The organism is Arthrobacter sp. JUb119 (assembly GCF_024807995.1).
Classification (GTDB): domain Bacteria; phylum Actinomycetota; class Actinomycetes; order Actinomycetales; family Micrococcaceae; genus Glutamicibacter.
Genome location: NZ_JANUFE010000002.1, coordinates 1 through 21,829, shown reverse-complemented (window position 1 = coordinate 21,829; position 21,829 = coordinate 1). Strand labels below are relative to the sequence as shown.

Annotated in this window: 19 protein-coding genes, 2 tRNA genes and 1 rRNA gene; 10 read left to right on the top strand and 12 right to left on the bottom strand. The window is 61.1% G+C overall.

The annotated features are described in order from the left end of the window. Nucleotides 1-2: 2 nt before the first annotated feature. The 4 genes from M2368_RS06160 (at nucleotide 3) to M2368_RS06145 (ending at nucleotide 3,637) form a co-directional block, all read left to right on the top strand. The gene (locus M2368_RS06160) at nucleotides 3-710 is read left to right on the top strand and encodes a response regulator transcription factor (RefSeq protein WP_105659125.1); all 708 of its coding nucleotides are present in this window, start codon (nucleotides 3-5) and stop codon (nucleotides 708-710) included. 52 nt (nucleotides 711-762) lie between these two features. Beyond that, a complete protein-coding gene (locus M2368_RS06155) occupies nucleotides 763-2,301 on the top strand; it encodes a sensor histidine kinase (RefSeq protein ID WP_105659124.1) in 1,539 nt (512 codons plus the stop codon). A 111-nt stretch (nucleotides 2,302-2,412) separates the two neighbouring features. Continuing rightward, the gene (locus tag M2368_RS06150) at nucleotides 2,413-2,703 is read left to right on the top strand and encodes a WXG100 family type VII secretion target (RefSeq protein WP_038990044.1); all 291 of its coding nucleotides are present in this window, start codon (nucleotides 2,413-2,415) and stop codon (nucleotides 2,701-2,703) included. Between the two features lie 43 nt (nucleotides 2,704-2,746). Further along, a complete protein-coding gene (locus tag M2368_RS06145; protein WP_332487728.1) occupies nucleotides 2,747-3,637 on the top strand; it encodes a DUF4031 domain-containing protein in 891 nt (296 codons plus the stop codon). Between the two features lie 99 nt (nucleotides 3,638-3,736). Here M2368_RS06145 and groL read toward each other — a convergent pair whose 3' ends face one another. The 3 genes from groL to M2368_RS06130 all read right to left on the bottom strand — a co-directional run bounded on the left by groL (nucleotide 3,737) and on the right by M2368_RS06130 (nucleotide 6,609). Further along, complete coding sequence (gene groL / locus M2368_RS06140; RefSeq protein WP_105659122.1) at nucleotides 3,737-5,374, bottom strand: chaperonin GroEL; 1,638 nt, start codon at nucleotides 5,372-5,374, stop codon at nucleotides 3,737-3,739. 296 nt (nucleotides 5,375-5,670) lie between these two features. Beyond that, entirely contained in the window at nucleotides 5,671-6,276 is a 606-nt protein-coding gene (locus tag M2368_RS06135; RefSeq protein ID WP_105659121.1) for a LytR C-terminal domain-containing protein, read from the bottom strand. 42 nt (nucleotides 6,277-6,318) lie between these two features. Beyond that, nucleotides 6,319-6,609, bottom strand: coding sequence for a DUF3263 domain-containing protein (locus M2368_RS06130; RefSeq protein WP_105659120.1), 291 nt, complete (start codon nucleotides 6,607-6,609; stop codon nucleotides 6,319-6,321). A gap of 156 nt (nucleotides 6,610-6,765) precedes the next feature. On the opposite strand from M2368_RS06130, the gene M2368_RS06125 reads away from it, so the two are divergent. Then, entirely contained in the window at nucleotides 6,766-7,539 is a 774-nt protein-coding gene (locus tag M2368_RS06125; RefSeq protein ID WP_332731160.1) for a uracil-DNA glycosylase, read from the top strand. Here the strand turns inward: M2368_RS06125 and M2368_RS06120 are convergent. Continuing rightward, on the bottom strand, nucleotides 7,536-9,206 hold the full coding sequence (locus M2368_RS06120; RefSeq protein WP_105659118.1) for a threonine/serine exporter family protein: 1,671 nt from the start codon (nucleotides 9,204-9,206) through the stop codon (nucleotides 7,536-7,538). The genes M2368_RS06125 and M2368_RS06120 overlap by 4 nt on opposite strands. 201 nt (nucleotides 9,207-9,407) lie before the next feature. On the opposite strand from M2368_RS06120, the gene M2368_RS06115 reads away from it, so the two are divergent. Beyond that, nucleotides 9,408-10,454, top strand: a complete 1,047-nt coding sequence (locus tag M2368_RS06115) for an LLM class flavin-dependent oxidoreductase (RefSeq protein ID WP_498724195.1) — start codon at nucleotides 9,408-9,410, stop codon at nucleotides 10,452-10,454. A gap of 56 nt (nucleotides 10,455-10,510) precedes the next feature. On the opposite strand, the gene M2368_RS06110 is transcribed toward M2368_RS06115, so the two are convergent. Further along, a tRNA-Val gene (locus M2368_RS06110) sits at nucleotides 10,511-10,587 on the bottom strand. Nucleotides 10,588-10,996: 409 nt separating this feature from the next. Here M2368_RS06110 and M2368_RS06105 point away from each other — a divergent pair. Then, the gene (locus tag M2368_RS06105) at nucleotides 10,997-11,614 is read left to right on the top strand and encodes a GNAT family N-acetyltransferase (protein ID WP_105659116.1); all 618 of its coding nucleotides are present in this window, start codon (nucleotides 10,997-10,999) and stop codon (nucleotides 11,612-11,614) included. A gap of 4 nt (nucleotides 11,615-11,618) precedes the next feature. On the opposite strand, the gene M2368_RS06100 is transcribed toward M2368_RS06105, so the two are convergent. The 5 genes from M2368_RS06100 to M2368_RS06080 form a co-directional block, all read right to left on the bottom strand. Beyond that, entirely contained in the window at nucleotides 11,619-12,551 is a 933-nt protein-coding gene (locus M2368_RS06100) for a hypothetical protein (RefSeq protein ID WP_105661589.1), read from the bottom strand. Beyond that, nucleotides 12,548-14,182 (bottom strand): HsdM family class I SAM-dependent methyltransferase, encoded by a 1,635-nt coding sequence (locus M2368_RS06095; protein WP_498724194.1) that lies wholly within the window; start codon nucleotides 14,180-14,182, stop codon nucleotides 12,548-12,550. The genes M2368_RS06100 and M2368_RS06095 overlap by 4 nt, the downstream gene beginning before the upstream one ends. Before the next feature lie 122 nt (nucleotides 14,183-14,304). Continuing rightward, the gene (locus M2368_RS06090) at nucleotides 14,305-15,255 is read right to left on the bottom strand and encodes a DUF808 domain-containing protein (RefSeq protein ID WP_105659113.1); all 951 of its coding nucleotides are present in this window, start codon (nucleotides 15,253-15,255) and stop codon (nucleotides 14,305-14,307) included. A 164-nt stretch (nucleotides 15,256-15,419) separates the two neighbouring features. Further along, nucleotides 15,420-15,493 (bottom strand) — tRNA-Thr (locus M2368_RS06085). 171 nt (nucleotides 15,494-15,664) lie between these two features. Continuing rightward, a complete protein-coding gene (locus M2368_RS06080) occupies nucleotides 15,665-16,531 on the bottom strand; it encodes a DsbA family protein (RefSeq protein ID WP_133835107.1) in 867 nt (288 codons plus the stop codon). Between the two features lie 400 nt (nucleotides 16,532-16,931). On the opposite strand from M2368_RS06080, the gene M2368_RS06075 reads away from it, so the two are divergent. The 3 genes from M2368_RS06075 to M2368_RS06065 all read left to right on the top strand — a co-directional run bounded on the left by M2368_RS06075 (nucleotide 16,932) and on the right by M2368_RS06065 (nucleotide 20,349). Further along, nucleotides 16,932-18,395, top strand: coding sequence for an alpha,alpha-trehalose-phosphate synthase (UDP-forming) (locus M2368_RS06075; RefSeq protein ID WP_388024933.1), 1,464 nt, complete (start codon nucleotides 16,932-16,934; stop codon nucleotides 18,393-18,395). Between the two features lie 41 nt (nucleotides 18,396-18,436). After that, nucleotides 18,437-19,216 carry a trehalose-phosphatase gene (gene otsB, locus M2368_RS06070; protein ID WP_146112911.1) on the top strand — a complete coding sequence of 260 codons (780 nt, stop codon included), beginning with the start codon at nucleotides 18,437-18,439 and terminating at the stop codon, nucleotides 19,214-19,216. A 65-nt stretch (nucleotides 19,217-19,281) separates the two neighbouring features. Then, the gene (locus M2368_RS06065; protein ID WP_105659109.1) at nucleotides 19,282-20,349 is read left to right on the top strand and encodes an ABC transporter ATP-binding protein; all 1,068 of its coding nucleotides are present in this window, start codon (nucleotides 19,282-19,284) and stop codon (nucleotides 20,347-20,349) included. 128 nt (nucleotides 20,350-20,477) lie between these two features. Here M2368_RS06065 and rrf read toward each other — a convergent pair. Together rrf and M2368_RS06055 are read right to left on the bottom strand one after the other, a co-directional pair. Continuing rightward, a 5S ribosomal RNA gene (gene rrf / locus M2368_RS06060) occupies nucleotides 20,478-20,594 on the bottom strand. Between the two features lie 144 nt (nucleotides 20,595-20,738). Next, nucleotides 20,739-21,521 (bottom strand): SDR family oxidoreductase, encoded by a 783-nt coding sequence (locus tag M2368_RS06055; protein ID WP_498724193.1) that lies wholly within the window; start codon nucleotides 21,519-21,521, stop codon nucleotides 20,739-20,741. Between the last annotated feature and the right edge of the window lie 308 nt (nucleotides 21,522-21,829).

Genomic DNA, 21,829 nt, shown 5'->3' with positions numbered 1-21,829 from the left:
CCATGAGTCCAAAAACTGCTGAGGCAAAACTTCTCGTTGTCGATGACGAGCCGAATATCCGCGAACTGCTCTCCACTTCCCTGCGCTTTGCAGGCTTCGAAGTTGTCGCTGCTGCCAACGGACGCGAAGCCCTCGCCGCCGTTGAAGCCGAAGAGCCGGACCTGGCCGTCCTGGACGTCATGCTTCCTGACATGGACGGTTTCACCATTACCCGGAAATTGCGCGCCGCTGGCCGCCACTTCCCGGTGCTGTTCCTGACCGCGCGCGACGACACCAGCGACAAGGTCACCGGCTTGACCGTCGGCGGCGACGACTACGTCACCAAGCCATTCAGCCTGGATGAAGTCGTCGCCCGCATCCGTGCCGTCCTGCGCCGTACCGCCAATGGCGAGGACGAGAACGCGACCATCATCGTGGCCGACCTGGAGCTGGATGACGACGCCCACGAGGTGCGCCGTGCCGGGGAGATCATTGACCTGTCCCCCACCGAGTTCAAGCTGCTGCGCTACCTGATGATGAACCCGAACCGCGTACTGTCCAAGTCGCAGATCTTGGACCATGTCTGGGAATACGACTTCAACGGCGATGCCTCGATCGTGGAATCCTACATTTCCTACCTGCGTCGCAAGGTCGACCGCCCGGAGTGGCCTGCACTGATCCAGACCAAGCGTGGCGTGGGCTACCTGATGCGCACCCCAGACCGCCGCTAACGGCACACGTAACGGTCCGCGCCAATAATTGAAGGCCTTGTAAAGTCAGCATATGAAGTCATTTCGAGCCCAGTGGCGTCGCACCTCGTTGCGGACCAAACTGGTCGCGGTCATGTTTGGACTGATGATCGTCGCGATCTTCGCTACCGCTATCGGTTCAGCGCATACGCTGAGGATCGCGATGACCAGCCAGATCGACAAGCAGCTGAACGTGTCCAAGTCGACGATGGCCTACGGGCTCAACAAGGCCTACCTCTACTCCTTGAACGAGGACAACGGCAGCCATGACGCCTTGGATGTCGATGCCACGCTGCTCGGGCTCAGCAGCGCCTACGCTGACATTCGCGACCAGGACGGCGAGATCGTCTACGTGATGCCGCGTTCGCGGGTCGGTCCTTCCAACGGCACGGATCTGCCGCTGCTTAATATGGAACAGATCCAGCAGCTGGCAGCCCACCCGAACTCCCCTGCTACGGTCCCCGGCGCCTTCCCCACCTCCGCTGGTTGGCGTACGGTGATGATCCCGTTGAAGAGCAGCGAGCTGAACCTGTTCTTGTCCATGCCGCTGGATAATGTGAACCGTACCGTCAGCCAAACTGCGGTGCTGGTGCTCTCCACCGGCACGCTTGCGGCCCTGCTGATGTCGATGATCGCCTACGGGCTCACCGGGCGTTCGCTCAAGCCGCTGATCAATGTGGAGCGCACCGCGTCGATGATCGCCGATGGCGATCTGTCCCAGCGCGTGAAGGACTATCCCGCTGAGACCGAAGTGGGCAGGCTCTCGCGCTCGCTCAACGCCATGCTGGCCCAAATTGAAAAGGCGTTCAACGACCGCGAGGCTTCCGAGCAGAAGATGCGCCGCTTCATCCAGGACGCCTCGCATGAGCTGCGTACCCCGCTGGTCACCATCCAGGGCTATTCGGAGTTCTACCGCTACGGCGGGCTGGCGGATCCGGAGGCCATGGACTCGGCGATGGGCCGCATCGAAAGCGAATCCAAGCGCATGGCCCGCCTGGTTGAGGACCTCTTGATGCTCGCCCGCCTGGACGAGCAACGCCCCATGGAAAAGCAGCCAGTGGATTTGCTGGTCCTGGGCCAGGACGCGGTGGAAGACACCAAGGTCCGTGCACCGGACCGTACCGTCAAACTTGTGGGGCTCGTGTCCGAACGCCCCAGCCCAGCGAGCACCGTCGGTGATGATGCCCGCATCCGGCAGATCATCGCCAACCTGCTCACCAACGCGCTGCGCTACACCCCGGAAGGTTCCCCCTTGGAAATTGCCGTCGGCGTGCGTTCATTGGTGGCTGGAACGCTGGACGCGGTCGTTGAAATCCGCGACCACGGCCCGGGCATCCCGGCCGAGGATTCCAAGCGCATTTTTGAACGCTTCTACCGCTCCGATAGCTCGCGCCAACGCGAGACCGGCGGTTCCGGCCTGGGCTTGGCCATTGTTGCGGCCATCGTCCAGCAGCACGGAGGTTCGGTGGCGTTGGCAGATACCCCTGGCGGTGGCGCCACGATGTCCATCTCCATGCCCTACGTGCCGCTGCGCGAACCGAAAGCACCGGAAGTCGACGATACGGAAGACTAGCGCCGATGGCTTTCTCCACACCCCGTGCCGGTTTTGCCCGGCACGGGGTGTGGTGTTTCTAAGGTGAGTGCATCAGTGATCAAACCGCTCATTCCAGAAAGGACGATTCCAGTGAGTACGTTCTCCACCAACACCGGCGAGATGCAGGTTAAATCCCAGGCCGTCATGAACACCATTGACCGGCTACGCAATGAGGTCTCGACCATGCAAATGAACTTGGACCAGTTGCAAAGCACCTGGCAGGGTTCCGCCGCGGCCTCCTTCCAGTCGATCGTGGCCGAATGGCGCTCAACCCATGTGCAGATCGAAGAGGCGCTGAGCAGCATTGCCACGGCCTTGAACCATGCCTCCATGCAGTACGAAGAGGTCGAGCAGGTCAACACCTCGCTGTTCCGTTACTGAAAACCGCAGACGCGACGGCCGGTTGATCAGTAGGCTTAGCCTTATGAGCATTCTGATCGACCCGCCGCGCTGGCCTGCCCACGGCACGCTCTTTGCCCACTTGGTGTCGGATACTTCATTGGCTGAACTCCATGAGTTCGCCGGGCAGCAAGAAATCTCCCGCCGCGCTTTCGACCGGGATCACTACGATGTGCCTCGCGAACGCTACGATCGGCTCGTGGCAGCTGGCGCCCTTGAAGTCTCCGGATCCGAGCTGGTCCGCGCACTGGTCAAGTCCGGGATTCGGATACCAGCCAAATACCGTCCGGAGAAGCTGGGCACCGTCCTCACCCGGCGTTGGTCCCGCACCTTGCCCACCGAGCCTCAGCTCGGAACCGAGCTGTTGGGCTATTGGTCCGAGAGCCATCGCCACTACCACGACCGGGTGCATCTGCTCTCGGTGCTCGAAGCCATCGACTGGCTGGCTGAAGGCCAGGCCGATCCCGAAGAGCTCATGCTGCTCCAACTCGCTGCGTGGTTCCACGACGCCGTCTACGCTGGAACCAGCGAGGACGAGTTCAAGTCGGCCACCTTGGCCCGTGAACGGCTGTGGGGAGTCCTCTCCCCTGGTGCCGTCTCGAAGGTCAGCGGGCTGGTCATGCTCACCGCCAAGCATGCCCCGGCAGAAACCGATCGCCTGGGCCATATCCTCTGCGATGCCGATCTGGAGGTCCTGGCCCGCCCCGCTCCGGCCTACCAGCGCTACGCCGAGGCGATCTACAAGGAGTACGGGCATCTTCCCCGCCATGTGCTTGCTTCCGGGCGCAGCAAGATCCTCAGCGGCCTGTTGGAGAAAGAAATGATCTACGGCACCCAAGCCGGATCCCGGCGCTGGGAGCAGCGCGCGCGGAACAATTTGGGCACCGAGCTGGAGCTGCTGCACAGCTGGCTATAGTGCAACGCTTGGCCCACGTTAAACGGCCGATGGCCCGGATCCCTCGAAAGGATCCGGGCCATCGGCGCGATAACTGCGTGCTTAGTGCGTGCGGGAAGCTTAGAAGCCGCCCATTCCGCCCATGCCACCCATGTCATCGCCACCGGCTGGGGCAGCGCCAGCAGGAGCTGGCTTATCTGCGACAACAGCTTCGGTGGTCAGGAACAGGCCAGCGATCGATGCCGCGTTCTGCAGTGCCGAACGGGTCACCTTCACTGGGTCGTTGACACCAGCTTCGAGCAGGTTCACGTATTCGCCGGTTGCAGCGTTCAGGCCGTGGCCTGCTGGCAGGCCCTTGACCTTGTCAGCGACAACGCCTGGCTCCATGCCAGCGTTCAGGGCAATCTGCTTCAGCGGGGCTTCGATGCCAACGCGAACGATGTTCGCACCGGTAGCTTCGTCGCCTTCCAGAACCAGCTTCTCGAATGCTGCAGCGCCAGCCTGGATCAGTGCAACGCCACCACCGGCGACGATGCCTTCTTCAACAGCTGCCTTGGCGTTGCGCACGGCATCTTCGATGCGGTGCTTGCGCTCCTTGAGCTCTACCTCGGTAGCAGCCCCGGCCTTCAGCACAGCGACACCGCCGGAGAGCTTTGCGTGGCGCTCCTGCAGCTTCTCGCGGTCGTAGTCCGAGTCGGTGTTCTTGATCTCGGCTGCGATCTGGGCCTTGCGTCCCTCGATGGCGTCGGCTTCGCCGCCACCTTCAACGATGGTGGTCTCGTCCTTGGTGATAACGACCTTGCGGGCGGTACCGAGGACTTCCAGGCCTACGTTGTCCAGGGACAGGCCGATTTCCTCGGAAACAACCTGGCCGCCGGTGAGGATAGCGATGTCGGTCAGCATGGCCTTGCGACGGTCGCCGAAGCCCGGAGCCTTGACAGCAACGGACTTGAACAGGCCGCGGATCTTGTTCAGGATCAGGGTAGCCAGGGCTTCGCCCTCGACATCTTCGGCGATGATCAGCAGCGACTTGTTCGACTGCATGACCTTCTCCAGCAAGGTCACCATGTCCTTGACCGAGGAGATCTTCGAGTTCACGATGAGGACGTAAGGGTCCTCGAGAACGGTTTCCTGGCGCTCAGCGTCGGTGACGAAGTAAGCGGAGATGTAGCCCTTGTCGAAGCGCATGCCCTCTGCCAGCTCCAGCTCCAGGCCGAAGGTGTTGGATTCTTCAACGGTGATAACGCCCTGCTCGCCGACCTTGTCGAGAGCTTCAGCAATCAGTGCGCCGATTTCCGGATCGCCAGCAGAGATCGAAGCGGTAGCAGCGATCTGCTCCTTGGATTCGACCTTCTTCGCAGCGGCGAACAGTTCAGCGGTAACAGCTTCTACGGCCTTGTCGATACCGCGGCGCAGTGCGATTGGGTCAGCACCTGCGGCAACGTTGCGCAGGCCTTCCTTGACCAGTGCCTGTGCCAGCACGGTTGCGGTGGTGGTACCGTCGCCAGCGACGTCGTCGGTCTTCTTGGCAACTTCCTTGACCAGCTCTGCGCCGATCTTCTCGTAAGGCTCTTCGAGGTCGATTTCCTTAGCGATGGACACGCCGTCGTTGGTGATAGTAGGAGCGCCCCACTTCTTTTCCAGAACAACGTTGCGGCCGCGTGGGCCCAGGGTGACCTTCACCGCGTCAGCAAGGGTGTTCAGGCCGCGCTCAAGTCCGCGGCGTGCTTCCTCGTCAAATGCAATCATCTTAGCCATTGTGGCGTACGGTCCTTTCGGGACGATTTTGCGAAAATGCAACCGACAGACAGCGCCCGCGACGGACGAGTGGACCGGTGCGGCATCGGGCCAGCAACCGTTTCAGCTCTCGCTATCTGAGGTATTTTCCACGCCCACGCCCTGCGTCCGCTGTCCGGTGCTTCATGGAGTTCTTGGAGAACGCAAAAGCCGACCGGCGTTAGCAGTCGCAACGCATGAGTGCTAATACAAATATTGGCACTCTCGCATGGCGAGTGCAAGCCGATCGGCTCTGAGCGAATGGAATTATGAACGAATTATTCGTTTAGCCCCAGGGTGTCATCGGAGCCCAGAACCACGGTGACCCGGTTCGGAATGTTGCTGGTCTGCAGAACTTCGTCGATATTCAGGATTTCTGCAGCTTTTTCAGCGGTAGTGCGGTAGGACTCGGACATGTAATAAACCGTGGAGACTTCTGCGGGCCTGGTCCAGTTGTCGGCCACAATGCTGGTGAACCCGGCTTCGGCCATGGCGTCTTCGCCTTCATTAGCCAGACCGGCAACACTTGCCGCGTTGTACACGCCAATCAGCTGGCCGTAGAGCACGTCTTCGTCATCGATGGTGCTCGTTGGCGATGCGGATTCACTAGGTGTGGGTTCCACGGAGGGCTCGGCGGTGACTTCCTGGGTTTGCGAGGTGTCGCTTCCCGTGGAAGTCGCGAGGGTCTCCTTGAGCTGAGGGCCGAAGATGAAGGACAAGGCACCGATCACCAGCACGAGTACAGCGGTCAGCACTACCCAGCGCAATTTCCCACCGGTTGACTTCGACGCGGCGGACTGCGCCCATCCGTGGGCGTGGTGCGAACCCACACGGGTGCTGAACTCCGGAACGCGATCAAATTCGTCACGCGGGTAGTTGGTCATTCTTGTCCTTGCTCGAGGTCTGATTGGTCACGGCAGGCAGGGTTATCGTCCCGTGCCGACCTTACCGCCCACGCGACGTTTTGTGGAACGTGCTCTGCGCAGGCGCTTGACCAACATCGGGTCGTAGGCCAGTGCCGCGTCGGTTTCAATCAGCTGGTTCAGCAGCTGGTAATAATTCGTCGGCGACATCGAAAACTGCTTGGTAATGGCTTGTTCCTTGGCCCCGGCATACTTCCACCACAACTTTTCCAGGTTGAGGATCTGTTGCGAACGCTCGTCCAATTCCGAATCCGGGTTCATGACGAAATCCACCAGCAATTCATTCTCAGCCATACGTTCTCACCTCTGTCCTTGGACCAGTTTTCTCAGGTTTCGGTTTTGCATGTAATCCACCATCGGTAGACATACCACCGATATTCTAACCAATCTGCTTGCCTAACACCGTGTGGCCGAGCACAGGCACGCCAGAAAAACGGCACAATTACCCCTATGGACGATTTGCAGCCAGCACTTTTCGATGCACCCCAGCCAGCTCGGACACCAGTGTACGAAGCGGCTGATTTCCCGTTCTACCATGGTGCCCAATCCATGGCCGACCACGGGTTTATCGCTGCAGACTGGGTACCGGCACTCTGCGAGCAGGACTCGTTGCTGCGTTCCCTGGCCACCGATTTGGCGGCCCGTTCGGCGGCCGGTGAACAGATCCTGCCGGCACCGGAGGTGATGTTCCGCGCACTGAGCCTGCCATTGTCCGAAGTCAAGGTCCTAATTGTTGGCCAAGACCCATATCCGACACCCGGCCACGCAAACGGTTTGGCCTTCGCGGCCAACAAGCAGGTGCGTCCGCTGCCGCGCTCCTTGGCCAATATCTACAAGGAATTGCAGTCCGATCTGGGGCTGGAGCCGGTCGCGCATCCAGACCTCAGTCCATGGCTTTCCGAAGGCGTCTTGCTGCTGAACCAGGTGCTCTCCGTAGCCGCTGGCAATGCCGGCTCGCATCAGAAGCTGGGTTGGGCGCCAATTCTGCATGCCATCCTCACCGCGCTCAATGACCGTCCGCGGCCTCCGGCGGCTTTGCTCTGGGGCAAGCATGCGCAGAAACTCTCCGAGTCCCTGTCCAACGCCGTGCAGCTGCAAAGCTCCCACCCCTCGCCGCTCTCAGCCTCGCGCGGGTTCTTCGGCTCCAAGCCCTTCTCAAGCATCAATCGGCTCCTGTCCGACAGCGGACAGAAGCCGATTGACTGGTCGTTGCCGAAAGCCTAGCGTCGGCGGATCCGCCGGCGCTCACGCCGGGCGCTGGAGGTCAATGGACGGCACAGCGTATCGCCGAAGACGACGCCGCCAGCGATGGAGAGCATGATCGCCATGGCGTTGAACATCTCCACCAGTCCCGTGGCGGTGTCATTGACGTTGATGACGATGCCGTACATTGCGCGGAAGATCATCAGGCCCGGAAGCAGGAACATGACCGCAGGAGCCGCTAGCACCAGCTGCGGGGAGCGGAGTTTGTCCGCCGCCAGCCGCGCGGCGAAACCGATCACCGTGGCGACCAGCGCCGGGGTAGCCCGGTCTCCGAGTCCAATGCTTTCGGCCAGCAGCTGCACCAGGTAGCCGCCGACCGCAATGCCGGCGGTAGGCAGCAGCAGGCGCAGCGCGCTCTGCTCGGTGACCGCACCGGCGACAATGGCCACGCCCACCAAGACCACCAGCAGCCAGGCCGGATAGTCGGTTTGGACGATCTGGTGAACGTCGACCTTCTCTCCCCCGAGCAGATCCGAGATCACCAGGGCCGTAGCAATTCCGCAGAGGATCGCCCCGTAGATCAGGCTGGCCGAGAACAACCGGCCTACCGCTGTCACCGGGAAGCCGTTGATGGCATCCTGCAATGCCGAAACGAATCTGCCCGACGGAAGCAGCAGCAAGATGCCGCCAGAGACCACCAGCGCCGGATCCAGCGGAGCGTGGAATTGATGCCCCAGCAAGGCAATGCCGGTGACCACCAATGTCGAGGCCGCGATAGTGAAGAACTCGGGCACTCTCCAGCGCGAGCCGTATCGGCCGATCTGCGTCACGAGGCTCGAGGACAGCATCGCCACCAGCGCACCAGCCCACGAGCCGCCAATGAAGAGCACGAACGCGGCCGCGAACACGGCCCGGCCGCAGGCGACGATCCAGCGCGGGAACGGCTTGGGCTGCCGCGTGATGTCCTTCAGCCGCTTCGCTGAAACGGATCGCGATACGCCGCCGGCAATGATATCCGAGACGAGTTCGTGCACCAGCACCATGCCGGCGTAGTTCGAGGTGTAGGAGCGGACCACACGCAGCACCGAGTAGCTTTCGGCGTCCGGCGGGCTGTAGTTCAAATGCAGGGACTGGTTGGTGATGTCCACATCCAAGTGGCTCAAGCCCAGTGCCGCGGTCACCGCGATCACGCTGGTTTCCACTTCCAAGGCGCCTGCGCCGTAGCGGATCAAGGTCTCGCCCAAATCCAGCGCGAACTCCATGGTGCGCCGGTTGGACGCGTCCTGGTCCACATTGACCTTGGGGTTGGCGTAGGGGGTGCCCTGCAGGCGCTCAACGATGTTCAGCGCCTCGGTGGGAGGGGTATCCGAGATCCACATTTTCGCCAGCAGCCGACGGGCCACCGGGTTGGCGCGGGTAGGCATGAGGGTAATGCCCTCATCGGTGGTGTGGACCTGGCCGGTGCGCCACTCGATATCCGAGACATCGGCAGCCGCCACGTTGGCGCTGACCGCCGTATTGAGCGGTAGTTCAGATGCCGTTGCCGGCTCTTCGGCGGGCTCTGCCGGATGGAAGCCCATGTTGATCTCACTAGTGGCAATGCGGGGCAAGACGCCAGCTAGCGGAGCCGGATCCTCGCCTACGGCATTCGACGAGGCGGCCTGTTCCTCGCTAGATCGATGCGCCACGAATCATGCCCCCTCATCCAAAGTTTTTCCCATGGGATTCACCATACAACCCGTGCATGAAAAGTTGTCGGGAACGTGGCGAATTCGGGAGGTATCGCCGAACACATTTAAGGGTATTTTCGGCCACTGGAATACCGGCGCTCGGCAGTTGGTTGCACCATGCAGAAGTTAGATGTGTTTGCATATAATCCGGAGGATCCAATGAATACGCAGTTCCCATTGCCAGAAATCGGAGCCGAGACCTTCGGCGACATCACCGAGGATGCCCAGGGCAACCCGCTGAGCCATGCCCAGGTGATCCGCAATGTCATCGCCGAGGGGCAGCAGGCCGAAGCATCGGGCCTTGATTTCTTCGGTGTCGGCGAGCACCACCGCGATGACTATGCCATCTCCTCCCCCGAAATGGTTCTGGCCGCCCTGGCCAGCACTACCCAGCGCATCAAGCTCGGCACCGCGGTGACCGTGCTCTCCAGCGACGACCCGGTGCGCGTCTACGAACGCTTTGCCACCTTGGACGCGATCTCCAACGGGCGAGTCGAGATCATCGCAGGCCGCGGCTCCTTCATCGAATCCTTCCCGCTCTTCGGCCTGGATCTTGAAGACTACGAGGACCTGTTCGAAGAGAAGCTGCATCTGCTGGCCAAGCTCCGCCACGGCACCCCGGTTTCCTGGCAGGGAATGCACCGCGCCGCCTTGCGCAACCAGCAGATCTACCCGCTGCTGGAAGACCAGCCCTTGACCACCTGGGTGGGCGTGGGTGGCAGCCCGCAGTCGGTCACCCGCGCGGCCCGGCATGGCTTGCCGTTGTGCTTGGCCATTATCGGCGGCCAGCCCTCGGCCTTCGAAGGCTTGGCAACCCTCTACCGCCGTGCGCTGAAGGAGTTCGGCTATGGAGAATTGCCGGTCTCGGCGCACTTCCATGGCTTGGTGGCTTCCACCGACCAGGAGGCCCTGGAAACCCTCTGGCCGCATTACCAGCGCACCATGAATCGGCTGGGCGCCGAACGAGGCTGGCCGCCGGCCAGCAAGATGCGCTTGCAGGCTTCCATGGGGCCCGAGGGAGCCATGATGGCCGGCAGCCCGGAAACTGTGGCACGGAAGATGGCCAAGGTGGCCCAGCAGCTGGGCTTGTCGCGCGTTGACATCAAGTACTCTGCCGGTTCCTTGCCGCACGAGGCGATGATGAACAGCATCAAGTTGCTCGGAGAAGAGGTCAAGCCCATGGTGCACCAGCTGCTTGGCGCCTAGGATCCTGGCTGTCCCGGAAACAGCGAAAGCCACCGCATTGCGGTGGCTTTCGTTCTTGGTGGATCTTACTGGACTCGAACCAGCGACCTTTCGCGTGTGAGGCGAACGCTCTAACCAACTGAGCTAAAGATCCATCTGCGCCCTGACTTGCAAGCCAAGCGCATAAGCAATCCTACCGGGCCGTGGACCTCACTCCAAATCGGCCACCGGTTCCAGCGCCCGGAATCCGTCCCCGGAACACGCCGAAATGCCGCTTCCAGCGCAGGTTCGAACAGTCGCGGTTCAGGCAATGAGTAGAGCAGAAAAACAGCGCCGAATAGTTTATTTGCGATTCACCTAAAAGTACCCATTTCCACTTGTCAAAAAGGGACTTTAGACTCCATAATTTTTCTAGCTCATCGAGCTCAAACTGGACCCTACAAGGAAGTTGCCGGAAGCCGCCGGCATCGGTCCCCTCAAGGCCAACGAAACCGCGCAGTGGATTTTTCCACCGCGCAAAAGCCTCATCTTTCGTTCGTTCTTAGAATTTAGGACCGTACCCAGTGTTTGAAAACCTGAACTTTTCCTTGTCATCCCTATGCGTTCAGCCGGCCCAGCGCGCCGAATTAGCGACCCTTTACCCCCTGGTCGACCAGCGTTGGAACCAGAAGTTCGACCGGCTCTCGCTGCTTGTGACCGTGCGCGACCAGGGCACCTTGGTTGCCGCAGGCCTCGTGCATGATTCCATCATTGCCCCGACTTCTTCGATGAACGCCGTGGAGCTCGGTTGCATGGCCGTGCGCCCGGACTACCGCCGCCTGGGCATCCGCCAGCATGCGACGTCGCTGCGCCTTGCCCACGCGCTGCGTTCGGGCAAAACTCCGATCAGCGTCATCGATTCGCAGAACCCGGCATCCTGGGCCTTCTACGAGCGCTCGGAACTGTGGCAGCGCGAGCGCAGCTTCGAGCACGATGGGCAGCTGAAGTTCATCTACCGGGCCACCGAGGCCGCATGGCAGTGGGCCGCGCAATTGCCGCAGGCCTCCGAGGACCACGTGGCCATCCACCTTCCCGAAAGTGCGATGCCAGCCCCGAGCCTCATGGCCGGCCCGGCCCCGGTCCAGGGATTCGCCGCGCAGTTCGGATCCGATGATCCGGCCTCCGCCGTGCCGGTGATGTGACCGCCTAGAACAGGGCGTCCTGCTGTTCGTCCACGGAGCCGTGGCCCGGCAGCGGGGCAACTTCTCCGGCCCGGCGAGCGCGAGCGGCCTCGTGCAGGTCGATCGGGGTGACCTTCAGGACCGCATCGACCATGGCGTTGAGGAACTGCGGCGCGGCAATATCCGCGGGCACCGGAGCGTGGACGCATTTCACTTCGGGATGCTCCGCGCTCTCATCCCAATCCACCAGCAGCAGGCCGGTGGCGGTGTACCCGAAGCCGTCGCCGAAGTCGCGCAGCTTGCGGATCATGTCCACGGTGCGGCGGAAGGCGGCCGGCTCGGATTCCAGGATCGTGGCACGCTGCACGAAGAAGAACCCGACGGCTGCCAGCGGGTAGCGGGCCCGCAGGTTAGCCGCATCCCCATAGGCCTCTTCATAGCGGTTGGCCAGGTTCTTGCCGAAGGATGAGGTCATCGCCTTGGTGCTGAGCAGCAGTTCGGGACCGGTGGACCAATGGGTCATCACCACGTCGGTTTGCTTCATGTAGGCGCGGCCCAGGATGCGCGCGTCGATGCTGCCCGCCTTGCCCGCCATGATGGACTCGTGCACCTCGTCGGCCAGCCGCTCCGGCAGCTTGCGCAGCAGTTCCAGTATGTCGCTGGACAAGACCCGGGGCGCCTCGGGACGCGGCCACACCAGATCCGCATCGAATCCGGCACGGCGCAATTCATGGGCCAGCCATGCGTCCACGCCCTGGGCAAAGCGGCCCGATCGGGTGACCGCCTTGTTGCGGACCGGGATGCTCAGCAGGCGTTCGAGCACCGGGAAGGACGGGTTGAATTCCTCGGTTACCGCGCCATTGCCCAGCCAGGGCGAATCCTTCGCCGCTGACATCAAGGTGGTATCGAATTCGGCAAAGGCCAAGGTCTTTTCGATCGCAGGATTGGCCACGTTCATCCCCTCACGGCTTTGCTTCTGGCCTTGCGGCGTTCGAGCATATTCATTCGCGCAGTGCGGACCGCCTCCAGCGCATCCGGCTCCAAGGCGAGCAGCTGCTCGAGCACCACGCCGTCCACCAGGTCGGTGGCCTCTTGCTTGCGCCCCTGCACCAGCAGTTCACGCACCGCCGGCTTGATGGCACGCAATTGCCGGGCATAGCGCTGCACCATGCCGATCGCCGGGACCGGCAGCTGGTCGGCTTCACGCGGTTCCAGCTTCAGGATGCCGCCGCCGTAGGAGCGGCCCACCATTTCGGCTCCGAGCATGGTCAGGGTATTGAGCGATGCCACCGGGAGCAGCTCGCGGCCCAGCTCGCGCGCATCGGCGCCGAGGTACACCCCATGGATCGAGTTGATGTGGTGCACCGCGGCCTCGTTGGCGGTCAACCGCGGGGTGTCGGCGTTCATGTAGGTCATGAACAGGTCCGGCACCGAGAGCACCGGCACCCGCCACCATGGCGAGCGCACCTTGCACTTGTAGGCCTGGTCGACGTTCTGCAGTTCACCGCTGGCCACAAAGCGCGCACCGGCGCCGCTGGGTTCCGCGCCGGGGCGGAACATGTAGGCAGCTGCCCCGTGCTCGGCGAGCTTTTCCCAGCCGTCCTCGCTCAATTCCAGCCCGCGCAGGTGGCGCGAGCCCGGAGGCGAGATCCGGATCAGGTCCTCGCGGGCCAGCCCCAGGTCCTGGATCTGCTGGGCCGAGAGGGTGAACCACTTATTATTGCCGGTGACCGCGCCCAGCGAGGTTTCGCCCCAGGACTGCAGCGGCGCCATCCGGCCGGCGGCCAGTGCCGCCGACAAGATCCCCTGGGCTTCGAGGCCGACCAGGGAACCGGTCCAGCGCTCGTTCATGCGCACCGGGGTGTGGCGGGTGCCTTCGCCCAGGGCTTGCAGATCCAGCGCATTGCGGAATTGGTGCAGGTTGAAGGAACCGCTAGCCCCTTCGCGGAAGCCCTCGGCCAGCAGCAGCACCACTTCTTCCTGCGCGTCGGCGAACAAGCGCTCTTCGAAGACGGCCAGGTGCACGCTGGCGAAGCGTTCAAGCAGCATCTGGCGGACAGGCCCGGCATAGTTCACGAACATCAGCTCTGCCGGAAGCACCAGGGCCAGGCGCCCGCCGACGGCAAGGAAGCTGGTGGCATGCACGACGAAAGCGGCCCAGATGCTGGCAAGTTCATTCAGTTCCACGCCCGAGGCTTTGGCCGCGGCGCGCGAGAGCTGCCGGTCAGCCCCGCGGTGCAGCTGGTAGCGCACGTAGGGAGGGTTGCCGATGACAGCGTCGTACTCGGCGTTGCCGGTGACCTCGAAGAAGTTGGCGTGCTCGATGCGCGCGTCGATCCCGGCGGCGCTCATCCGTTCACGGGCGGCCTGCACCGATGGTTCGTGCAGTTCCAGGCCCACCAGCTCGACCCGCTCTCGGCCATCTGCGAGCACCGGATGGGCAGCGGCAAGGAATTGCGCTTCACCGCAGGAGGGTTCCAGGACCTTGGATCCTTGCTCCCCCAGCGCCCACTGCGCCATGAAGCTGGCGACGGGTTCCGGGGTGAAGTAGGCTCCGCGCGCATGGCGGGCGGTGGCCTGATCTGTCAATTCTCTACTCAACACGCATCGATCTTTCCACGTAGGCCAGACAGTTGGGCTGGACCGGTAGACCGAGTCCGGGCGGCAACTTCTCTATTCTACGTGCGCGGGCATCTGGCTGATTCCTGTTCCTAGTGGTCTGCTTCGGCTTTGCCCTTGTGGCGCAGCTTCTGGATGCCCAGGATGATGACGGTAATCACGGTACCCATGATGAAACCGGCAAGGCAGGAGAAGGCGGTGTTCACCAGCCAGCCCAGCACGGCGCCGGCCTGGCCGGTCGCGTCGTGGACCAGCAGTTCCACGTGGTGCACGAAGCCGTACGGTGCGTGCCAGCCCAGTTCGTCCATGCCGACCAGCAGCAGGTGCCCGCCGACCCAGAGCATCGCGATCACGCCGACCTTGCTCAGGATGGACATCACGATGGGCATCGCCTTGACCAGGCCGCGCCCGATCTTCTGCGTGAGCTGGCGCGGCTTGGCGGCCATGTGCAGTCCGATGTCGTCCATTTTGACGATCAAGCCCACGGCGCCATAGACCACGACGGTCATCAGGATGGCGATCACAATCAGGATCAGCGCGCGATTCAAGAATGGCTCGTGGGACACCTCGTTCAGCGAGATGACCATGATCTCCGCGGAAAGCACGAGGTCTGTGCGCACTGCCGATCCGATGATCGCTTTCTCGTCGCGCACTCCCTCCTTGCCGCCCGGAGTGTGGTGCTTGATCGCGCCCATCGCCTCAAGCAGCTTCTCGGCGCCTTCGAAGACCAGATAGGCGCCACCGATCATCAGGATCGGGGTGAGCGCCCATGGAGCGAACTGCGATAGGATCAGCGCCACCGGAAGGATGAACAGCATCTTGTTCCGGATAGACCCAACGGCGATCTTCCAGATGATTGGAAGCTCGCGCTTGGGCGAGAGTCCGGCCACGTACTGCGGGGTGACTGCCGCATCGTCGATGACGACGCCTAGCGATTTGGTGCTGGCCTTGCCAGCGCCCAGCGCGATGTCATCAAGCGATGCCGCGGTGACTTTCACCAGCGCCGCCACGTCGTCCAATAGTGCTGCAAGGCCTCCGGCCATGGTCGGCTCCTCAAATATAGGTTCTGCGCAAAATTCTACCGGCGGGATCTTTGAGCCTGCCATAGGCGCGACGCTGGCTCGGGCAAGATCTGGGGCTAAAAAAAGAAACCGCGCCACGAAGATTCATGGACACGGTTCCCGTTGCTGGTCCAGGACCAGGTCAGAGCCCCCTACCGGATTCGAACCGGTGACCTTCAGTTTACAAGACAGACGCTCTGGCCAGCTGAGCTAAGGGGGCGTACCGAATAAGAATATCCGAAAACCCTGCGGCACTGCGAATTGGCGATGCTCCGAGTTAAATGCCGATGGGAAGGAAGCCAGCATTGGCTTCCTTCCCATCGGTCGGGGTGCGAGATCAATAAGGATACTACCGGATCCCGAACAATTGTCCAGAGGCTACCGGTTCGACTTACTTGTTGGCAGCGATTGCTTCCTTCACTGCGGTTGGGAAGTCTTCCTTTGCCAGATCGACTACCTTGCCCTGGACGAAGATCGATGGGGTGCCAGCCACGCCATCGTACTGGCCGGCAGTAGTGGTGTACTGGACGAATGGACGGAACTTGTCATCTGCGATGCAGCTTTCAACGGACTGCGCAGCGCCATTCTGGATCGCCAGATCGGCCAGCTCGGCGTTCTTCATCTCGCCCTCTGGGTAGTGGCCCCACAGTGCCTTGACGAAGCCCATGTAGGCTTCTGGGCTTTCGTCGGCGACGCAAGCCAATGCGTTGGCGCCGCGCGAGGAGAAGTTAGTTGCTGAACCACGGTCAAGGTAGCCGACGTTGCGGTATTCAACGGTGACGTCGCCGTTGGCCAGCCATTCCTCGATCTGGTCCCCGTAGGTAGCCTCGAAGTCTGCACAGTGAACGCAGTTGGCGTCAACGTACATGGCGATGTTGATCGGTTCGCCCTTTTCAGCCACCGTCAGGTCGCGTGGGGTAGCAGGCGATGGCGCCTCGGCAGGTGCTTCGAGCGTCTTGATATCCACATTCTCGATGGACTTCTCTGCGACAGTGTCCGGCGAGGTGACCATGATGCCACCGGCTGCGGTACCGCCCTGCGGCACGGCGCCGGAGTCTGCCACCTTTGCGTTGTTGTTCTGCACGATCAAGGTAACTACCAGTGCGATGACCACAATGACTGCGGCCAATACGCCCAGCTTCACGAAAAGCGACTTGCGCTTCTGAGCGGCATCTTGAGCGGCACGCATCTGCGCCGCCTTCTCTCGGGCACTCGCGGTTCGCTCTGCCTTCGATGGGCGCGGGTTATTTGTAGACATAAATTTGGCGGTTCCTTGGTCAGCGGACAACTATCATCTGGAGTCAAGCTTAGCCAACTCCGAGCGCCAATATCCTTGAAAACTCAAGATTCCGCCACCTTCACAGGACTCACATATCTTTCGCATACAGCACCCAAAGTGCTTCGAAAACCTTAAGTTGAGCGTTAAACCAAGTCATCGGCGGATATCGTTTCTTTGCTGCCGGTCCTTAGCTGACCACGCGGCACATGCGCAGAAGTAGCCCATATGACGGAGAAATCCCTCCCTTCGTTCCCTTAGCAGTCAGTTTTCACTAGGCTAAATAGCAAGAGCGAGGAAATTTGACGAGAAGTCATTCACTCAGAACCGACGAATCTGCACCACGCCGGTGAACCAGATTGAACAAACCAGGAGGTTTGCAGTGGGTACCCCAGCGCCGAGTACAAAGACCGAAAATTCCTACGATTTTGTGGTTGTAGCCAACCGCCTTCCGGTGGACCGCATCACCAATCCTGACGGATCGCAAGGATTCCAGCGTTCGCCCGGTGGTTTGGTTACCGCTTTGGAACCGGTCATGGCTGCGTCCGAAGGTGCCTGGGTAGGCTGGCATGGCGGTATCGGCGAGAAGCTGGAGAGCTTCGACAAGGATGACATCCATCTGGTTCCGGTCCCCCTGGATGAGGATGACCTGACCCTCTACTACGAGGGCTTCTCCAACTCGACGCTTTGGCCGCTCTACCACGACGTCATCGTGCCACCGGAGTACCACCGCACCTGGTGGGACCGCTACAAGAGGATCAACCAGCGATTCGCCGATGCCGTACTGGAAATCGCTGCTCCGAACGCTACCGTGTGGGTCCACGACTACCAGCTGCAGCTGGTTCCGCAGATGCTGCGGCTGGCGCGACCCGATCTGAAAATCGGCTTCTTCCTGCACATACCGTTCCCGGCGGCCAGCCTGTTTTCGCAGCTGCCCTGGCGCACCCAGATCTTGCAGGGACTGGTCGGCGCGGACCTGGTCGGGTTTCAGCGCGAAACCGATGCGAGCAATTTCCTGCGCTGCTTGCGCCGTTTCACCGACTACTCCACCAAGGGCGATGTGGCTTCGCCCCCAGCCGGTAACGACATGCAGAATCTCTGCCGTGCCAATGCGCATCCGATTTCCATCGATACCGAGCAAATCGCCAAGCTCGCACGCGATCCGCAAATCATTGCCCGTGCCGCCCAGATCCGCCATGAGCTGGGCAATCCGAAAACCATCATGCTGGGCGTGGACCGCTTGGACTACACCAAGGGCATTCGCCACCGCCTGAAGGCCTATGGCGAGCTGCTCTCCGACCAGACTCTGCGCGCCGGTGATGTCTGCCTGATCCAGGTAGCCAGCCCCAGCCGGGAAAACGTGGACAGCTACATCGAGCTGCGTGACCAGGTGGAGCTCATGGTCGGGCAGATCACCGGCCAGCATGACACCCTGAGCCACACCACCCTGCGCTACCTGCACCAGTCCTATCCGCTGCGCGAAATGATCGCCATGTATCTGGCAGCCGATGTCCTGCTGGTCACGGCCCTGCGCGATGGGATGAATCTGGTGGCCAAGGAGTTCGTCGCTGCGCACCAGGATGGTCGCGGTGTACTGGTGCTCTCGGAGTACACCGGCGCTGCCGATCAGCTGACCCAGGCTGTCCTGGTCAACCCGCACGACATCGACGGGATGAAGGCCAAGATCGTTGAAGCGGTTCAGATGAATGAGGCAGAGCAGGAACGCCGGATGAAACGCATGAACCGCCACTTGGCGCTCAACGACGTCTCGAAGTGGTCCGAGGATTTCCTAGCCGAGCTGGCCGAGATCAACGCGGCCACCTCCGTGCACGAAATCGTTCGCTAGAAGATTCCGACAGGAATCCTGATCTCCGATGAGGAATACCATTGCCTGACCTTGACCCTGCCCTGCAGGCCGCGCTCGCTGAATTTGCTGCCCATCAGCGGGTACTAGTTGCTTTGGACTTTGATGGAACGATGTCCCCGCTGGTTGACCGGCCCCAAGAGGCCCGGCCGCTGGAAGAGTCTGCTGCTGCCTTCGAGCAGCTGGCTTCCAGTCCCGGGGTATACACCGCGGTGGTGTCGGGGCGTAACCTGCAGTCCTTGAGCGAGGTCTATCCTGAACCTCGTCCAGAGATTCGCATTGGTTCGCACGGTGCCGAGCGCTTGGTTCCGCCACAGCTGGGCGCGATCTGGCACGATGAGCCGCTGACCGCTAGGCAGTCCGAGCTGCTCGGGCAAATTACCAAGCGCCTGGAACGAGTTGCTGCGATGCACGCGAACGCCAGCGTGGAGTACAAACCGTCGGCCACGGTCCTGCACGTCCGCCAGGCAACACCTGAAGTTGCCGCCAAGGCCCTGGCACAGGCGCGGCAGGCGCTACGTGATTTGGACGGCATCAAACTGCTTGAAGGCAAAGCGGTGCTAGAGGCCACCGTGCATCACGGCGATAAGGGCCAGAGCCTGCAGTGGTTGCGTGAAGTACTCGACGTCCAAGCGGTCCTTTTTGTCGGTGATGACGTGACCGACGAGAACGGATTCAAGGTTCTTGGCGCAGCGGATCTGGGCATCAAGGTGGGACCTGGACCAACTGCGGCCGCGCATAATATCCTTTCGCCAAGTGAATTACCACACCTTTTGAAAAGTCTGATTTCCATGCGACACTGAAGTGTCCCAACTCACTTTCACTACGGATCGTCGGGCACGTACCTGCCCGTGAAAGGATTGTCATCATGGCAACTGTGACCTTTGAAAAGGCCACCCGCATCTACCCGGGCGCACTTGTGCCTTCCGTCGACGCTATCGACTTGGAAATCCAAGATGGAGAATTCCTTGTCCTGGTCGGCCCCTCGGGTTGCGGCAAGTCCACCACCCTGCGCATGCTCGCGGGCTTGGAAGAAGTAAACTCCGGTCGTATCCTCATTGGCGATAAGGATGTGACCAACGTTCCGCCTAAGGACCGCGACATCGCCATGGTCTTCCAGAACTACGCGCTGTACCCCCACATGACCGTTGCCGAGAATATGGGATTTGCCTTGAAGATCGCCGGCGTCGACAAGGAGGAACGCAAGAAGCGCGTGCTGGAAGCAGCCAAGCTTCTCGATCTGGAGAAGTACTTGGACCGCAAGCCCAAGGCCTTGTCTGGCGGCCAGCGTCAGCGTGTGGCCATGGGTCGCGCCATCGTTCGTTCACCCCAGGTGTTCTTGATGGACGAGCCGCTGTCCAACCTCGATGCAAAGCTGCGCGTGCAGACCCGTACCCAGATTGCGTCGCTGACCCGCCGACTCGGTGTCACGACCGTGTACGTGACCCACGACCAGGTGGAAGCCTTGACTATGGGTGACCGCGTTGCCGTACTCAAGGACGGCGAGTTGCAGCAGGTAGGCACTCCTCGTGAGCTCTACGATCGCCCACGCAATGTCTTCGTCGCAGGCTTCATCGGGTCCCCTGCCATGAACCTGGTGCAGTTGCAGTCTGCCAATGGACAGGTTGCTTTCGGTTCAGCTGTTATCGATGCGCCTGGGGCACAGGGTGGAGTCACCTTGGGCTTCCGTCCAGAGGACATCGAGATTGTCGGTGCCGGCGAAGGTGTGGAGATTGTTGTCGACGTTGTTGAAGAGCTCGGCGCAGATGCCTACATCTACGGTTCGGCAGAGCTAGGCGGCGAAACTCAGATAGTCGTGGTTCGTGTTGACGGCCGTACGCCTCCCGCACGTGGACAGCGCATCAATATTGCACCAAATCTGCAGCACGCGCACCTGTTTGATACGGAAAGCGGTCTGCGCTTGGACAACGCCTAATACTGGCTAGCGCCAATGGCGGCTTGGAAATTGAACTCCAAGCCGCCATTGGCTTTAAGTCCGCTGCGCGAGAGTCCGGTTAAACATCGAAGGCCCCGAACAAAAGTTCGGGGCCTTCGGCAAATTATGCCCGGCGATGACCTACTCTCCCACACCCTCCCGAGTGCAGTACCATCGGCGCTGTGGGTCTTAGCTTCCAGGTTCGGTATGGATCTGGGCGTTTCCCCCACGCTATGATCGCCGTAACTCTATACCTCATGGCTAGCCATGGGAAAACTACGGTGTCATTCGCGATTGCGACAACTCCATAACTATATCAAGCACGCAGTGGATGCGCCACTTCAGAACGCGTTACCAATAGTGTCCTTCGCCATACCCGGCTAATTGGGCTAGCTCCAGATATCGTCCCCGCGGAGCGTAGCCTCGGCACCGCCATCGCAGCAAATCGTTTGCCCGGTGACGTGAGTATTTTCTGCACTCGTTAGCCACAGCAGTAGCTTGGCAATTACCACGGCTTCAGAGTGGTAGTTCAATGGCATCGGCACATTCTGGTCAACCATCGATTTGCCTTCTTCTGTCGCCAATAGGTCCCGAGTCATGTTGGTGATCACGGTGCCAGGAGCCACAGCGTTCAATGGGATCCCTGCGCCGGCCCACTTCTCCGAGATGCACTCGCGGCGAACCCAGCGGCTCAGCGCACGCTTGGAGGACGGGTAATTCAGGTAACCGGATCGCGGGCCAGCGGATTCCAAGGCTGCACCAATGGCCAGGGCTGCTTCCTCGTCGCCTGCAAGCAACGCATCAACGAGTTCAGCGGAATTCTGCTGGATCGAGGCCATCGAGGAAACCACGGCCACGCGTGGTGACTGCGAGAGTCCCAATGCAGGCAGCAGGCCTTCCAGATACCTGGTTACGCCGAAGTAGTTTACCGAGACGGTAATCGCCTTAGGAGCCGAGATGCCTGCGGCCGCGATGACCGCGTCAATCTTGCCTTCGGAATGCTCTAGGGTCTGGCTGATGGCGCTTAGCCGGCCCGCCTGCGTCGATAGGTCAGCAGTGACCTCGGCATCGCGTAGATCAACTCCAATGACCTTGTGCCCACGTTCTCGAATCAATTCTGCAGTGGCCGCGCCAATACCGGAAGCAGCGCCAGTAACGACATAAGTTCTCACGTTCGGTTTCCCTCTTTCGCAATTGGAAGACGAGTCGAGTCACCGTCGATGAGTCAGTCGCAGCCTCGCTCATATCCCACACTATGCCCATTTCGAGTGGCCCCTTGAACAATGATGCCTAAGTCAAGTGTTTGGGGTTGCCTTAGTCGCTTAGCAGCTATCGAGGTTAAAGCAGAAGGGGAGGAGGAACCAAGCAGCACCAGCTGCCCAATTCCCCTCCCCTTCCCGTTAAACAGGTGAGGCCCCGGCACCAAACGGTACCAGGGCCTCAAACCATCTACTCAAGTTAAGTCCGGCGGTGACCTACT